Source organism: Vibrio aquaticus, assembly GCF_003970385.1.
GTDB lineage: Bacteria > Pseudomonadota > Gammaproteobacteria > Enterobacterales > Vibrionaceae > Vibrio > Vibrio aquaticus.
In genome coordinates this window covers 494,652-510,598 of sequence record NZ_RXZH01000001.1, presented here as the reverse complement: position 1 = coordinate 510,598, position 15,947 = coordinate 494,652, and the positions used below count along the sequence as shown (strand labels likewise).

Annotated in this window: 15 protein-coding genes; 8 read left to right on the top strand and 7 right to left on the bottom strand. The window is 45.0% G+C overall.

The annotated features are described in order from the left end of the window. Positions 1-301 precede the first annotated feature (301 nt). Positions 302-769 carry an ASCH domain-containing protein gene (locus EJ063_RS02090; RefSeq protein WP_126572352.1) on the top strand — a complete coding sequence of 156 codons (468 nt, stop codon included), beginning with the start codon at positions 302-304 and terminating at the stop codon, positions 767-769. 72 nt (positions 770-841) lie between these two features. On the opposite strand, the gene EJ063_RS02085 is transcribed toward EJ063_RS02090, so the two are convergent. The 3 genes from EJ063_RS02085 to EJ063_RS02075 all read right to left on the bottom strand — a co-directional run bounded on the left by EJ063_RS02085 (position 842) and on the right by EJ063_RS02075 (position 3,234). Then, positions 842-1,180: a thiamine-binding protein gene (locus tag EJ063_RS02085; RefSeq protein WP_126572351.1), complete on the bottom strand. Its 339-nt coding sequence runs from the start codon at positions 1,178-1,180 to the stop codon at positions 842-844. A gap of 87 nt (positions 1,181-1,267) precedes the next feature. Then, complete coding sequence (locus tag EJ063_RS02080; protein WP_126572350.1) at positions 1,268-2,161, bottom strand: cation diffusion facilitator family transporter; 894 nt, start codon at positions 2,159-2,161, stop codon at positions 1,268-1,270. A 194-nt stretch (positions 2,162-2,355) separates the two neighbouring features. Then, positions 2,356-3,234: a LysR family transcriptional regulator gene (locus tag EJ063_RS02075; protein WP_126572349.1), complete on the bottom strand. Its 879-nt coding sequence runs from the start codon at positions 3,232-3,234 to the stop codon at positions 2,356-2,358. 144 nt (positions 3,235-3,378) lie between these two features. Between EJ063_RS02075 and EJ063_RS02070 the strand changes: the two genes are divergently transcribed. Then, complete coding sequence (locus EJ063_RS02070) at positions 3,379-3,957, top strand: class I SAM-dependent DNA methyltransferase (protein ID WP_126572348.1); 579 nt, start codon at positions 3,379-3,381, stop codon at positions 3,955-3,957. 67 nt (positions 3,958-4,024) lie between these two features. Here EJ063_RS02070 and EJ063_RS02065 read toward each other — a convergent pair whose 3' ends face one another. Continuing rightward, on the bottom strand, positions 4,025-6,022 hold the full coding sequence (locus tag EJ063_RS02065) for an acetoacetate--CoA ligase (protein WP_126572347.1): 1,998 nt from the start codon (positions 6,020-6,022) through the stop codon (positions 4,025-4,027). Between the two features lie 223 nt (positions 6,023-6,245). Between EJ063_RS02065 and phhA the strand changes: the two genes are divergently transcribed. Continuing rightward, complete coding sequence (phhA, locus tag EJ063_RS02060) at positions 6,246-7,040, top strand: phenylalanine 4-monooxygenase (RefSeq protein ID WP_126572346.1); 795 nt, start codon at positions 6,246-6,248, stop codon at positions 7,038-7,040. Further along, positions 7,030-7,359: a 4a-hydroxytetrahydrobiopterin dehydratase gene (locus EJ063_RS02055; RefSeq protein WP_126572345.1), complete on the top strand. Its 330-nt coding sequence runs from the start codon at positions 7,030-7,032 to the stop codon at positions 7,357-7,359. The genes phhA and EJ063_RS02055 overlap by 11 nt, the downstream gene beginning before the upstream one ends. Before the next feature lie 10 nt (positions 7,360-7,369). Here EJ063_RS02055 and EJ063_RS02050 read toward each other — a convergent pair whose 3' ends face one another. Both EJ063_RS02050 and EJ063_RS02045 read right to left on the bottom strand, forming a co-directional pair. After that, positions 7,370-9,700 carry a bifunctional diguanylate cyclase/phosphodiesterase gene (locus tag EJ063_RS02050; RefSeq protein ID WP_126572344.1) on the bottom strand — a complete coding sequence of 777 codons (2,331 nt, stop codon included), beginning with the start codon at positions 9,698-9,700 and terminating at the stop codon, positions 7,370-7,372. Between the two features lie 207 nt (positions 9,701-9,907). Next, positions 9,908-10,471, bottom strand: a complete 564-nt coding sequence (locus EJ063_RS02045) for a hypothetical protein (protein ID WP_126572343.1) — start codon at positions 10,469-10,471, stop codon at positions 9,908-9,910. Positions 10,472-10,526: 55 nt separating this feature from the next. Between EJ063_RS02045 and EJ063_RS02040 the strand changes: the two genes are divergently transcribed. From EJ063_RS02040 to secF, 4 genes are all read left to right on the top strand, one after another. Further along, on the top strand, positions 10,527-11,201 hold the full coding sequence (locus EJ063_RS02040) for a flagellar basal body-associated FliL family protein (RefSeq protein ID WP_126572342.1): 675 nt from the start codon (positions 10,527-10,529) through the stop codon (positions 11,199-11,201). A gap of 99 nt (positions 11,202-11,300) precedes the next feature. After that, the gene (locus EJ063_RS02035) at positions 11,301-11,777 is read left to right on the top strand and encodes a hypothetical protein (protein WP_126572341.1); all 477 of its coding nucleotides are present in this window, start codon (positions 11,301-11,303) and stop codon (positions 11,775-11,777) included. An 85-nt stretch (positions 11,778-11,862) separates the two neighbouring features. After that, on the top strand, positions 11,863-13,710 hold the full coding sequence (secD, locus tag EJ063_RS02030) for a protein translocase subunit SecD (RefSeq protein ID WP_126572340.1): 1,848 nt from the start codon (positions 11,863-11,865) through the stop codon (positions 13,708-13,710). A gap of 2 nt (positions 13,711-13,712) precedes the next feature. Continuing rightward, on the top strand, positions 13,713-14,615 hold the full coding sequence (gene secF, locus EJ063_RS02025) for a protein translocase subunit SecF (protein WP_126572339.1): 903 nt from the start codon (positions 13,713-13,715) through the stop codon (positions 14,613-14,615). A 131-nt stretch (positions 14,616-14,746) separates the two neighbouring features. Here the strand turns inward: secF and yiaY are convergent, their stop codons facing one another. Then, positions 14,747-15,895, bottom strand: a complete 1,149-nt coding sequence (gene yiaY, locus EJ063_RS02020; protein ID WP_126572338.1) for an L-threonine dehydrogenase — start codon at positions 15,893-15,895, stop codon at positions 14,747-14,749. Between the last annotated feature and the right edge of the window lie 52 nt (positions 15,896-15,947).

The window sequence follows — 15,947 nt, the reverse complement described above, 5'->3', positions numbered from 1 at the left end:
ATGTCTGACTTGTTGTTCTGTTTTTTTATACAGTGATTTTGCTCAGTTGGAATTGCAATAAAGAAAGAGTTAAGAGCGGTATACTTCCTAGGTGATGCAAGTAGTTTGATTGGTGTTAAGCTTATGAGTTACAGAAAAATGTGAAGAAATGGTCGATAGCACAGATTAAAAAGTCCAATACCTATTTACAATGTAAATTTCTTAGCGATACTCTGAGAGGCCTCATTACGAAAGTACAAAGCTATAGAGCCCAAACGTGATTATAGGCCTCGAATTATTATCAAAATGGATTTAACGTGATATGGATAAACGCAGCAGAGATTATCTACAGAGTTTCCTAACGACTTTGGAGCAGGGTCAAGCAGAGCGTTATCACTCATTCAGTGCTGATTATTTCTGTGCCGATGAAGTTAATGCAAATATTTGCGCTGAATTGATCCTCCGAGGAGAGAAAACGGCTTCGTGTAGTCTGGCTCGCTGGTATACCCATGAAGGAGAGACCATGCCTGAAGTCGGCCACTTGCAAGTGGTCACTAACTGGTCAGGAGAGCCAATCTGCATTATTGAGATGACGGAAGTGTCACAGGCACGTTACTGCGACGTATCGGCTGAGTTTGCTGCCGCTGAAGGAGAGGGTGACAAAACGCTGCAGTGGTGGAGAGAAGCACATTGGCGCTTTTTCTCTAAAGAGTGCGAAGAACTTAAGATAGACCCAAGTGAAGAGATGCAGTTGGTATTGGAGCGCTTTAAAGTGGTCTACGCTCAATAGCAATAAAGTCATATGAAAACAAAAAGCCGCTAGACAGGTTCTGTCTAGCGGCTTTTTAAAAAAGGACTTACATTAGTCAACGAACATATAGTTGGCTTTAGTCACACCTCTATCATAAGTACAGAATGTGTCTGTAGCCGCTTCTGTTTTGCTATGAATTTTGATGTTGGTGATGACTTCTAAAGCACCGGCATCGTAACAGGCTTGCTGAGCGTTTTTGACAACCTCAAGTAAATGATTGAGTTCACCTTTCATCGTGGTTTCCATTGCGCCAACTTGATATGGCACATTAGCCGCTTTTACTACCTCAATCGCTTTATCAACCACTTCAAAATTGTTGCCTTCTTTTAGACGAGGGATAACTTGGAACGCAACGAATACATCTTTAACCACAGGGTTGTCTTGAGACATGATCTACTACTCATGGGGAATTATTATCGAGGCGTTGATATTACCATACCTCTAGTGATCAAGAGAAAACCAGAGGTATGAGTAGGCTTAGCTTGCGATGTTCATGGTCAAATTCAGATCAAGTGAGAGTTTAGACAGTTTATCTTTTAACACCCTGCGAGTTTTTTCTAACTCAGCCACAGGCACTTGGCTACCTTGAGCATGAACGTCAAGTTTGACACGAAGCTCGCGACCCACTTTAGTGACGGCTGCCACCTCTAAGTTTTGACTCACTTGCTTATCTAACGCTGATACTTCTGTGTCGACGGTATGACAAATCTCTTCACTTGGCTTCATCATCAGTAATTCTCGCAATGCGTCGCGCAGCATTTCAAAGGGTACTTTAATGAAATAGAACGACATCAAAATCATCATGGCTGGGTCGGCATAGACGGCATATTGTGAGAGAGGTGAAAACGACACCAACCACGCGGCGATAAATCCAAGAGTCACGGCGACACTGAGTAGCGTATCCATCTGCCACTGTTTGGCTTCAGCTTCAATCAGGCCAGACGAAAAGCGTTTAGATTTATTGGCGATATGCCACCAAGCGTAACCACAACCGATGACGTTTACGATGCCGAAAAGGGTTGCGATGCTGGCATCGACTTCACGGCCACCTGTGAATAGGGCAGTGATCGCAGAGTAGAGAGAGTAGGCAACGATAGCGAGAATAACACTGCCTTTAATGGCGATAACAATCGGTTCTAGAACAGACTTACCAAATGGAAACTCGCGCTTAGAGGGACGTTCAATAAATCGCGACACGGCGAGTGACAATAAAGTTAACAGCAAACTAACTAGAGAATAGACACCGTCAAAAACAATGACAAGTGAACCAACAAGCAATCCGAGTACTAAGCCACCGCCTGCAAAGCCCGATGCTAATAGAGCAGAGAAGGTGAGTATTCGTTTTTCATTTAAGCTTGTCCTGGCACACATAAAGGCATCTCTTGTATAAACACCCTTATAGTTTTCTCATAATCTGATTATTTCACAAACAGAATCTGCCTCACGCAAGTACCTACTTTGCTGTGTATTCAAATAAATTTATATTAATCAATGAGTTATGGCTGGTTTTTGCTGTCATTAAATTTGACGCTGACTGATTATTGCTCAAGCTAAGACAGAATGGTTTAGAAATCAAAGAGATACTCATTGAGCTTATCGGCAATCCAAGACATTCCCGGATGTTCTGCCATCCCTGCTGCGGTGAACATGCAGTAATCTTCCTGAGTTAATCCGTAGGTATGCTTGATGACTGCAAGATCTTGGTTTCTGAGAAGGTGACGGATTAAAGGTTCAGGAAGCACGCCCCACGCATCCTCTTCTAGGATGGTATTCAACATATAGTCAAAGCTTGAAAAACCGATATGGCGTAATGAGAAGGGCTGTAACTCTGGATTATCTTTTTCATTCAGATATACCATGACGGCTTGCATCGCGTTGCGGAGTTCTTCATCGGAAACACGTCTGAGGCGCGCAAGTGGATGACTTGAGCGACAGACAGACATTAGGCGAATTTTCCCTAGAGGCTGATAAGTCATCAATGGATCATCAATACGTTCATAGTCAACCCCAAAGGCAAAGTCCACTTGCGAAGTCGCCACTAAGTTGGCTAAATCCCCACTAGACGCCAGAACGATATTAAACGCAGTCGCCGGAAAACGGTTGTTTAACCTATGTGAAAGATCTTGCCAAAGCTCATCGGGAAGAGAATCATCGCGAGCAATCCAAACTTCTGCGTTGAACTCACCTGAGACTTGAGCGCAGGTCTGACGAATGCGAGATGCCGTTACCAATAAGTTTTGACTGTCTTTATAGATTGCTTTTCCGGCTTCAGATAAGACGAGGTTATTACCACTACGGACAAATAGTTCAACATCAAGGTCTTTCTCTAACGCCTTGATAGACATGCTTAATTTAGTGCGATTACATTCAAGTTGACGCGCCGCTTCTGAAACGGAGCCTGTGTCTGCAACGGTGCAAAAAGCTTCTATTTGCGAGAGGTTCATTAGGGACTCAATCTGGTTAAGATAGAATCGATCTTATAGTAAAGCTTTTCAAATGTCTGTTTTTAAGACTGAAATGCTATGAATTTCATGCAGTTTTGGTACTCTTGAGAGATGCCTAATGGATGTAGTTACAGGGAGATCATGATGGCTAACAGTTGGGACGATGTCGCAGTCAATTGGGATGCGGAAACGTCGACTAATATCTATGCTGATAAAGCATTGGAATCATTAAAAAGTGTCGTAGATATTAATGGGCTTCACGTTCTAGATTTTGGATGTGGAACGGGCTTACTCAGCCAGCGTATGTCGTCAGAGGCGAAAGATATTGTTGCTCTAGATAGCTCTGAAGCAATGATCGAGCAGCTTGATAATAAAGAGCTCCATAATGTAGAGCCTGTAGTGGATATGCTGAGTCGTGGCTTAGTCGCGATGCACCCAGCATTCCGAACGCAATTTGACCTTGTGGTTGCTTCATCAGTGTGTAGTTTCTTACCGAACTACGCCGATGTCGCGGATATTATCTATAGCTTGGTTGACGAAGGCAGTTACTTTGTTCATTGGGACTGGTTATCGGATAAAGATGAGGTTGGTGGAATGACCATTGGTCACGCCAAACAAGTTTTGACAAGCGTAGGCTTTGAAGAGGTTGTTGTGACAACGCCATTTGAAATCGATACGCCTCAAGGCAGTCTAAAAGTACTGATGGCGGTTGCGAAGAAGTAACCTAGTGCTTTAAGTCATGATGAATAAGCCCGATCTTGTGATCGGGCTTTCGTTTCTATAGCGTTTATCACTGCTGAGCTTGATACTGGCTTATCTCATCCAAGACCCAAGGGTTGGCGATTGCCCCTTTGTTCTTGACCTCTAGTCCATGAAGAACTTGTTTCACCGCTAACTCAACCAGTTTCCCTGACTTCGTTTTTGGCATTTCACTTAAGGTATAAATTTCACTCGGGACATGGCGCGGAGAACACTGCGTTTTGAGTGTCTGCTTGATTTGATCTTTCAGCTCAGTGTCGAGCGTATGCTCTGGGGCTAACTGAACAAACAGCACCACTTTTTCGTCACCATCGATTCTGCGACTGACCGCAATGGAATCCAAAACTTGTGGAATTTGATTAACCTGTTGGTAAATCTCAGCGGTACCAATACGGACACCACCAGGGTTGAGCGTTGCATCACTTCGGCCAAAGAAGATCATCCCATTTGATTCCGTCATCTCTACATCATCGCCGTGGTGCCAAGTATTATTAAACTTGCTCCAGTAGGCATTGTGATACCGTTCGCCGTCATCATGCCAAAAGCCCAGAGGCTGATTAGGGAAGCTATTGGTGCAAACCAATTCACCCCGCTGTGACACAACAGATTCCCCCTGCTCATTAAACACCGCGATGTTCATACCGAGTGCCGCACCTTGACACTCGCCTCGATACACTGGCGAAATAGGGTTCCCCAAGACAAAGCAGCCGCAGATATCGGTCCCACCTGAAATAGAGGCTAAGTGCAGGTCAACCTTAATGTTGCGATGCACAAAATCAAATTGTTGTGGGTAAAGTACAGACCCTGTAGAACACAGCGTTTTGAGGCAATCAAGTGCATAGTGTTCACAAGGAACAAAATCGCTTTTTTGTAGAGCCTCAAGATATTTCGCGGAAGTACCAAACAACGATACTTCGGCTTCGTCGGCAAGCTGCCATAGGACATCAGTATTTGGGTGCATGGGACTGCCGTCATAAATCACTAAGCTCGCGCCACTGGCGAGTGTAGAGACATGCCAGTTCCACATCATCCAGCCACAGGTGGTGTAATAAAACACTCTATCTTTCGGCTGAATGTCGCAGTGGAGCTGATGTTCCTTTAAGTGGTTTAAAATCGTGCCGCCAACCGAATGAACGATGCACTTAGGTTTGCCTGTTGTCCCTGATGAATAGAGGACAAACAAAGGATCGTTAAAGCTGATGCGTTGGTATCTTATTCCTCTCGGCAGGAAGCTAGCCAGAATTGCTTCCCAATCGGAAAACATAACTTGCTCTGCGTCATTCACCACAGCCTGCGTCGATAAGTATTCAATTTGGCATGTATTTACGATGCTTGGGATGGCAGCTACGATCTGACGGTTTTTATCTTCTAGCAGGAAAGGCTTACCATTGAACTCGTAGCCATTGCAGCAAAAGAGTATTTTAGGTTGTACTTGACCAAATCGCTCAACGACACTCTCAACGCCAAAATCTGGTGAGCTGGATGTCCAAATAGCGCCCAAGCTTGTAGTGGCAAGCATCGCGATGACGGTTTCCGTTAGATGTGGTAAATAACCGGCAACAACATCCCCTTTCTCAACACCGTTGTGTTTGAGCCATTGCTGAAGAACAGACACTTGGTCACACAGTTCTTGCCAGGTCATTTTACGGCTCTCACCACGCTCGTTTTTAAACCAAATAGCGATGTCATCCGGAGCCTGAAACGCGTACGCGAGAAGGTTTTCCGCGTAGTTGAGCTGAGATTGTGGAAACCAAATCGTGTCACGATTTGGCGTGAATGTGTCCCATTTAGGCAATCCTTCGCCTAAGATGCAATCCCCTTTGTAACCGATAACATCGCAAAATTGCCAAACTTCAAGCCAGAACTCTTTCTTGTGTTCAACAGACCAAGTGTGTAGCTGGTCATAATCACCGATATTAAATCCCTGAATATTAATGTGTTTAATGAACTGGGATAGGTTGGAACTCTCGATTCGCTCAGCGCTAGGTGACCAAATGGGTTCGCGCAAGCTAGGTTGGATATGAGACATGACATCCTCGTCTGAAGTACTCCTGAACTTGATTAAGCTTTGATGAAATATTAAACAAAGTCAAACATTCACCTCATCCTCAGATAACTGAAAATTAAGTAAAAAATGGAAATTGTAAAATATTTGTTACAGGAGTGCGAGCTTAGAGAGTATCTAGGTTCAATTGTCACCAATGCTTCATGGCGATAGGCTTTATGTAAAGGAATTGTTAATGAGGTTTTGTATGACACAGTACCATTCACGAGCAGTCAATGAACATGGAATAGTCGATTGGAGTGATGAAGACAACCAAGTTTGGCACGAGTTAATCATCCGTCAACAGAAGTTGGTTGAACAGCGAGCCTGTAAAGAGTACTTGGCAGGGCTGCGTTTACTTAACTTGCCAACTGATAAGGCGCCACAACTGGTTGATATTAATCGTGTTTTGAAAGGTGCCACAGGCTGGCAAGTCGAGCCGGTTCCAGCCTTGATTAACTTCGACCGATTTTTTGGCCTTTTGGCTGAGAAGAAGTTCCCAGTCGCCACCTTTTTACGCACCAAAGAAGAGTTTGATTACCTACAAGAGCCGGACTTTTTCCATGAGATTTTTGGTCACTGCGCGATGCTGACCAATCCAGAGTTTGCCGAATTTACTCACACTTATGGGCAGTTAGGGAAGCAAGCCAGTGACAAAGAGCGAACCTATCTCGCCCGTCTTTATTGGTTTACAGTTGAATTTGGTTTAGTGAAAGAAGGCGAAGAAACCAAGATCTATGGAGGCGGAATTTTATCTTCACCAGGAGAGACACTCTACGCACTCGATGACTCCGCACCACAGCGGTTAGAGTTTGATGTTCATACCGTGCTAAGAACCCCTTATCGCATCGATATTATGCAACCGGAATACTTTATCTTAAGCGACATCAAGCAGCTTTATCGACTGAGTAAAATGGATTTGATGTTTCATGTTAGACAGGCAATGCAAGCCGGACTATTACCCCCATTATTTGAACCAAAGGAAGTGACAAATGTTGAATGAATTACGTTGTGAGGCTTGTTCAAGCAGTGCTGTAGCGTTAGGTGAAGAAGAGCGTAGATTACTGTTCACTGAATTGAGTGAATGGACCATGCTAGAGCGTGACGGTGTGTGGCAGTTAGAGAAAGTCTACACGTTCAAAAACTACAAGTTGGCTTGGGCCTTTGCTAATCAAGTTTCTGAATTGGCAGAAGAAGAGTTTCACCACCCTTCGATATTATTAGAGTGGGGCAAAGTGACCGTGACATGGTGGAGTCATTCTATTAAAGGCTTACACCAAAACGACTTCATCTGTGCTGCGAAGTGTGATCAGTTCAATTAACCTACAAATATTAGGCGCTGATTTTCGCTTTCTGTGTGTCTAAGATTGCACCAAGTTGGCAGGCCGACACGGGCTTCGACTTCAAATAACCTTGGATGTAGTTGCATTTATGTTGGCTAAGTACTGCAAGTTGTTCTTGTGTTTCAACGCCTTCGGCCACGACCTCTAGATCAATGATGTGTGCCATATTAATAATGGCTTGGCACAAGCTGTCTGCATTACTTTGTCCCATCGCTATACGGCTGACGAAACTGCGATCGACCTTGATTACGTCAACTGGGTAGTCATTGAGGATGGATAGAGATGAATAGCCAGTGCCAAAATCATCCAAGTATAAGACAACACCGAGATCTTTGATGCGTTGTAACTGGTGGGCACTGCATTCATCCGCTAGCAGCATAGACTCGGTAATTTCAATGCCGATCAAGTGTGCAGGCACAGAGCATTCTTCAAGAAGATGAGCAAGAGTATGATAGATATGCTCAGACTCAAACTGCTTGGCAGAGACATTAATATTGACCCTAGGGACATGATGTTCTGGATACAACTTTTGCAGTCTAACGAGTGTTTTGAAGCATTCATGAGCAACCCAATCGCCAATCTTGATGATAAGGCCAGTCTCTTCAGCGATGGGGATAAAGTCTTGTGGGGAAATGGATCTCAGAGTGGGGTGATTCCAACGAAGCAGTGATTCAAAGCCAACCACTCTGTCGCTCTCTATGGCATAGATAGGTTGGTAAACTAAAGATAACTGTTTTAGGTCAAGGGCATTGGTTAATTCTTGTTCCAACTGAAAACGCTTTTTGGCTTGGTTGAACATTTGATCGTGGAAAAAGACAACTTTGTCATGGGTTGAGCTTTTCGCTTTGTACATCGCGGTGTCGGCTTCACGCAGAATACTAGCTAATGTCTGGCTAGGGTCAGTCACGACTGATATGCCAATACTCGCCCCGACGTGGCACGCTTGTCCCTCAATAATATAAGGCTGACTTAACACACTTGAATAGCGTTGACAGATATGAGTTAGCGCAGATGTAGAGGTGAGCTCGGGCAAACAAATCACAAATTCATCACCTCCAAACCGAAAACTCATGTCGTGATTTCGGCAATGTTTCACTAGGCGTTTAGCCACCTGCTGAAGAAGTTTATCTCCGTGTAAATGCCCCATGGAATCGTTGATGACCTTAAAGCGATCTAAGTCGATAAACAAAATCGAGAAGCCACGGCTACTTCCTTCAGCTAAGCGCGCTAGCTGTTTGTCGACTTCATTACTAAGGGCGGTTCGATTACGTAACTGAGTCAGGTTATCTTTAATCGCTTGTATGGCTAATGAACGAGTCTTCTCTTCAATCACTTGATCAGATACCTTGAGGCGAGTGGCATAAAAATTAGCGGCAAGGGTGGCTGAAAGGGTTAAAAGTAAGATCAAAAACGACGACGCAAAGCCATACATCAAAGTACTTCCAGAGCGATCTAACATCGAGACAGACAACGTCCATTCGGCGTTAAACAAAGGCACTCGAACGGTTCGGCTCGCCGAAACAATTCGAGTCAGTAAGCCATCATTTTCGAGTTCGGTGTTGAGGTGGGAGGCGAAGATCAAGCGGCTGTCAGGTTCTATATGAACCGAGATATCACTGTGAAGAGAGTTAACTTCTTGCTGCCAAATTTCACCGAGCAGCTCATGTAATACGATATCGGTCACGATGAACCCTTGAAGCTCTCCGCCATTTGAAAATTTAGGCAGTAACAGTTTGGTTGCTTGCTGGCCTTCATTTATATAACCCACCACACCGAAACGGTCGCTACTGATGGCTCTAGACATGGCAGTGACTATTTCTTGGTCACTGTCTAAACGAAGGCCTAGATAATCTGCGCCTTCGAATGTTGAAGAGATGTGGAAAATAGGGAGAACCGACTCATTCAAGAACCATGCGCTTTCTTCTTTGCCCGTGACTCGTGGATAGACCATATAACCTAGAAATCCCTGCTTTCTAGCCTGTCGTTCAAACTTACCTAGCTCTGCAATAGGAATAACCGGAGCCCACATAATAGGGTAGGCGATGCTCTGGCCATTATTGAGGTCAGTGAAAAAGGCTTCAAAGCTAGTTGGTGAAATAGTGCCACTGTTAGTGAGATAAGAACGGGTGGAGTAAAGCAGTGTTTCGATGGAAGCCAAAGACTGAGAGAGGGTCTGAATGCGGTGGTTGAGTTGATTGTCTAGTTGACGCGAGAGTTTCTGAGTCTCGTAGCTGTGGACCGTGATAAAACTAGCGACCATCAATACAAGGCCGATAAACCAAATTGGAATAATGTGCTTACAAGATAGGGCGAGTTTCACTGATCATGAGCTATGTTTGAATAAAGTAATTAAATAGTAATGATTCTCATAATCAATGCAAATGATAATTAATATCAAACTTGTTGAGTTAGTAACACTTTGTTAAATAAGAAAATGTCTTAAAATCATATATTAAGAGTGATCTTTATATGAATTTACTCTAAACCGATGTTTGAACCAAAGTGTGATGCAGGTCTATTTATGTGTTCAATCAGAAGGTTTCGGGCGGGACTGTTCAAGCGCGTCCAATTCGCTGACATAGTGACGCTTGAGTATATCTAACTGCTTGATTAAGAGCGTGGTGTCTTTAATTAACGCTTGGTTAAGCTGAGAGTAGTTTAGGCCGGTGACCATATTGATGGTGCTGGCACTGTTTTGGCAGTGCTGGCTAATATCAATCCAGTCTTGCTGTTGGTTTGCGATACGCTGGATCAGTGGGGCCAGGTTTTTGCGTTCTTGTTCAATGAGTCCAATGACGGTGAGTGAGGCGTGCAGTTGCTCCTGCATTCGTGTTTGATATATTGGATCTTTATTGGCCCACAGTTGTGTGAGTTCTTCGGCTGAAAACTCTTGAAAAAGAAACGGTCGGTCTTTGTGTTGCGTAAGGAAATGGTTAAACCGGGAAGCATGAAAGTTATAGCTTTCATCAATGTCTAACTGAATGTTAAGGAGATTATTCCAGCTTTTTTCATTGCAATGTGAAGCGGTGAGCTGAAAAGGTAAAGTGATCAGCACTGCTGCCGCTATAGTAGTAAAGTAATGCCATATCATAACTATGGATGCCGTGGTCTTGATTCGATAATTATAGGAAAAAATTCGAAGGAATATGAAAAAGCTAATAATGGTCGTCTTGCTACTTGTCGGAATAGGCTGCGCTGCTGGTGGCTATTACATTTTCTATTATAAGCCTCAGCAAGATGCGCTAGCGCAAGAAGCATTAGAAAAGAGTCAAGAAGCGCCAATTACACCTTTAGATATTGTCGAAGAGGAAGAAGAAGCGCCACCTAAAGCGCCAGTCACCGATTACTATGTGAGTCCACCTAAGTTGGGGGTTCGAGAAATGCCCAAGTTCGATGCGTTTGTCGAAAGCGTGGTCTACCGTGGCGACAAACTGCATATTCTTGAAAAGCGTGAGGGATGGGGGAGGATTTCTCCTTATTACGTCTATGAAGATGGTGGTCCTGAAGTGGCTGAATGGGTACCGATGGAAGCGCTACTTGAAGTTGCTCCGACGATTACCAATGAAGAACGCATCGAGACAATCAGCCATTACATAGAAAACTCTGATGACTTCAAACAATACTTCGATGTTTTCATCAAAACGACCGATTCATTACTCAAAGATGGGACATGCACACCTGAAGATTTTGAAGAGACTCAGGGCTGGATTCGTTCTGTCACGTTTAATGAGCAAGAAGCGTATTTTGTTTACTGTGGTGGCTTAAAACAAGCCAATAAGATCTATTTGGATGTGCACACCGGTAAGACGTTCTACCGCTAACACACTCTAAAACTGAAATATTAGCTTTTAGATTATTTTAGTTGTTTGACCCTGAGGTTAGATTTAATATCAGGGTGTCCTATATTATTTGGCTCGCCGATGTTTCAAAGACTTGTATCATATTTCTGGCTGATTTTGCTTGCGATGGTTTTACCAACGCAGGCTTTTGCCTATCTGTTACAAGCTGAAAATGAAGCGTCGGCCCGCTTAAGCTATCGAGGAGCGAACCTTGCTCCGACTTCGCAGCGTGACTTTCAAGCGCTGTTTGATGAGGTTCGTAATAGCTCGAACTCTGAACCTGTCAGCCAATCGGATATCTCTCATGATTGGCTTGCGATTATTCATGCGAACCGTTGGTCTACGCTGACCCGAGGTTTAGACGATACCGATCCTCAATCTGATTTTGAACCTGTAGGCTTTGAGCCTGCGGTTACTCCTCTCTATCGGTTATACAAACAGCCGGTCTTCACTTCAATGCAACGCGTTGCCACTCATCGTTCCATTCACCGTGTATCGGGGTGGAAAGAGTCGAACGCACTCTATGTTGCACTCAATAGTCACTTCTTAGCGATCTGAATTTAACCCAAGCGAAGAGAGAGTACTCTTCAAACGTTAAATACTAAGCGCGGACTCTCTGCGCATAGCAAAGTTAAGATAGATTATGACAAAACAACCTAGCAAACAGGCGAAATCCGCACGTCTGATGAACCGCTATTCGGCGTGGAAATATGTGGTGCTTATCGCCACTATCGTGATGCTTACCTTAAGCGCAATCCCGACATGGTATGGCGAAAAGCCGTCCATACAGGTGACAACGTCACAAGATGGAGATCAAACCGTACTCAACAGTGTGACAGAGCTGAACCACTACCTCGAACAGCGCAATATTGATGTCATCAAGATCGACCAAAAAGGCGATAAAACCACACTGGTCTTTGATGATGAAAATGAGCAGACTGAAGCAAGAAAAGAGCTCGATAAGCTACTTGGCAAAGAAGACAGCATTACGTTCTCTTATGTGTCAGTCGCTCCTGCTTGGCTGAGCGAAATGGGCTTCTCGCCAATTAAGTTAGGTCTCGACCTACGTGGCGGTGTGCAATTCCTACTGAATGTTGATATCGACAAAGCGTTTGAAGACCAACGTAATAGCTTGGTTGATGAAGTGCGTGATTTCTTACGCCAAGAGCGTATCCGTGGTGTTCAAATCACAGCTGTGGGTACCGAAGGATTCGACATTAAGAGCAATACAGAGCAGTCTTTGGGCTCGGTGCAAACCTTCTTAAAACAAAACTACCCAACATGGGATGTGAAGCGCCATTCTGACTTCATTGCGGTGAAGCCTACAGCACAAAGCAAGTCTGAATTCCAAACCGTTACATTGCAGCAAAACCTTAAGATCATGCGTGATCGCATCGAAGAGCTAGGGATCACCGAAGCGTTAGTACAGCGCCAAGGTGAACACAGCATTCGTATCGAACTGCCGGGTGTTCAAGATCCATCTCTAGCGAAAAACGTGATTGGTGCAACAGCAACACTGGCTTTCCATGAGGCGCGTTCTCCTTCTGAAGAGAAAGCGTATGGTGATGTGATTCTTAACGATAATGATGGCCGACCTGTTACTTTGGCTAAGCGACCTGTACTGACGGGTGAGCACATCATCAACGCCCGTGCTGGCATCGACAAAATGGGGTTCTCTGAAGTAAACATTTCGCTTGATCATGCCGGTGGCAAGATCATGAATGACTTCTCGGGCAACCACATTGGCAAACCGATGGCGACGGTCTATCGCGAATACACAACCAATGCTCGTGGTGAAACAGAGCGTAGCGAGAAAGTAATCAGTGTAGCGACGATTCAATCTCAGTTGGGCAGCCAGTTCCGTATTACTGGCGCAGGTTCAATGGAAGATGCGCAGAACCTAGCCTTACTGCTTCGTGCTGGTTCATTAACTGCGCCTGTTACTATCGTTGAAGAACGTACAATTGGTGCTTCGCTCGGTGCGGAAAACATTGAAAACGGTTTTGCAGCACTAGCGCTGGGCTTAGCAATGACACTGACATTCATGGCGCTGTGGTACCGCCGTTTAGGCTGGGTGGCAAACGTTGCTTTGATGATCAACATGGTGAGCCTACTTGGCCTCATCGCACTACTGCCTGGTGCAGTACTGACACTACCGGGTATTGCGGGTTTGGTGCTGACCGTGGGTATGGCGGTGGATACTAACGTGCTTATCTTCGAGCGCATTAAGGACAAATTAGCGGAAGGGCGAACCTTCGCGCAATCCATCGATTTAGGTTTTGGCAGTGCTCTAAGCACCATCTTGGATGCCAACATTACAACGATGATCACCGCAGTGGTTCTTTATTCAATCGGTAACGGCCCAATTCAGGGCTTCGCATTGACTCTCGGTTTGGGTCTATTAACGAGCATGTTCAGCGGCGTATTCGCGTCTCGTGCAATCATTAACTTAGTTTGGGGACGCGACGCTCGTCGTGATGTGAGGGTTTAATCATGGTTGAATTTTTTAAACAGCGTATTCGCCGTATCCGTTACCTAACGAGCTTTGTCTCTGTTGCACTGATGGTGATCTCTTTAATCGCTTTGGGTGTGAACGGGCTCAACATGGGCTTAGATTTTACTGGAGGTATGGTGACAGAAGTAAGTGTTGATGCGAACGTTACTCATGATCAGCTTGTAGACACCCTAGAGCCTGCGTTAGGTGAGTTCACCAATGTTACGCATTCCGATCAAGAAGGTCGCTGGTTGATTCGTTACCCAATCCCAGCAGAAGGTCAACAGATTGTAGACTTAACCAAGGTTCTGTCACCGATCTCGCATCATATCGAGGTGGTAAGTAACAGCATGGTGGGCTCTCAAGTGGGTCAAGACTTAGTGGATCAAGGTGGTCTTGCATTGCTTATCTCAATGCTGAGCATTCTTGGTTACCTCTGTTTCCGATTTGAATGGCGCTTGGCGAGTGGTTCACTCGTTGCACTGCTGCACGATGTCGTATTAGTGTTAGGCTTTTTTGCCGCGACGCAGATGGAATTTAACCTAACGGTGTTTGCTGCCGTGCTTGCGATTCTCGGTTATTCACTCAATGACTCAATCATCATTGCAGACCGCATCCGAGAGCTGTTGTTAGCGAAACAATCGACGCCAATCGAAGAGATTAATGACCAATCGGTTATTGCAACCTTCTCTCGTACAATGGTGACGTCGGGTACCACATTGATGACGGTGTCAGCGTTATGGATCATGGGCGGCAGCGCACTGCAAGGATTCGCTATCGCCATGTTCATTGGTATCTTATCGGGCACATGGTCTTCGATTTCAATCGGTACGGTACTGCCAGAGTGGTTCAAACTTGAACCTAAGCATTACCTCCCTGTTGAAGTGGATGATGCGCCATAGAGTATCTAAGCGTATAAGTTGCCTTTGAATGACTAGCCCTGCCGACAACGCAGGGCTTTTTGTGTGTGCTGTTTTGGATGGATCAAAAAAGCCTCCCGAAGGAGGCTCAACTTACAAGGAAAAGAACTCAGTTACATCGCAGCTTCAAAGATGGCAGAGATTTCTTCATGTGTTGCTTGTTTCGGGTTGGTAAAGCCACACGCATCTTTCAGGGCATTGTCTGCAAGAGTAGGGATGTCTTCAGACTTCGCACCTAGCTGCTCAATACCTGTCGGAATGCCCACATCTTTAGCCAGAGCAACAATCGCGTCAATCGCTGCGTTTGCGCCTTGCTCAGCTGTCATATCTTCAACGTTTACGCCCATTGCTTTTGCAACATCACGTAGACGCTCTGGACACACTTGCGCGTTGTAGCGCTGTACGTGTGGTAGAAGAATCGCATTACATACACCGTGAGGTAGGTCATAGAAGCCGCCTAACTGGTGTGCCATGGCGTGTACGTAGCCCAGAGACGCATTGTTGAACGCCATGCCAGCCATAAACTGCGCGTAAGCCATTTGTTCACGAGCTTCGATGTCTTCACCATTCTCAACAGCGGTACGTAGGTGAGCCTGAACCAGTTCAATTGCTTTAATCGCCACAGCGTCTGTGATTGGCGTTGCTGCGATAGAAACATACGCTTCAACAGCGTGTGTTAGCGCGTCCATACCCGTTGCTGCTGTCAGTGACGCTGGCTTAGCAAGCATCAGCTCAGGGTCGTTTACTGAGATTAGTGGCGTGGTGTGCTTATCAACGATCGCCATTTTAATGTGACGCGCTTCATCAGTAATGATGCAGAAGCGAGTCATTTCAGACGCCGTACCTGCTGTGGTGTTGATAGCGATCAGCGGTAGCATTGGTTTAGCCGATTGATCGACACCTTCGTAGTCAGCAATTTTGCCACCGTTAGATGCAACAAGCGCAATGCCTTTTGCACAGTCGTGTGGAGAACCACCGCCTAATGAAATAACGAAATCGCAATCGTTGTCAGTCAGTAACGCAAGACCATCGTTCACGTTGCTGATGGTTGGGTTTGGTTGTGTGCCGTCAAACACAACCGTTTCAACATCACGCTCAGCAAGCATATCTTGAACTTGCTTAACCATACCGATTTGGCTCAAGATTTTGTCGGTAACGATCAAGCCTTTCTTAAAGCCTTGAGATTGAATACTGTCAGTGGCGTCTTTCAGGCAGCCTGCGCCCATGAGGTTTACTGTAGGGATAAAAAATGCACTTGTCATTGGATTGCTCCATTCTTATATATTTAATAACTGCATCTAGATTCGCATAACA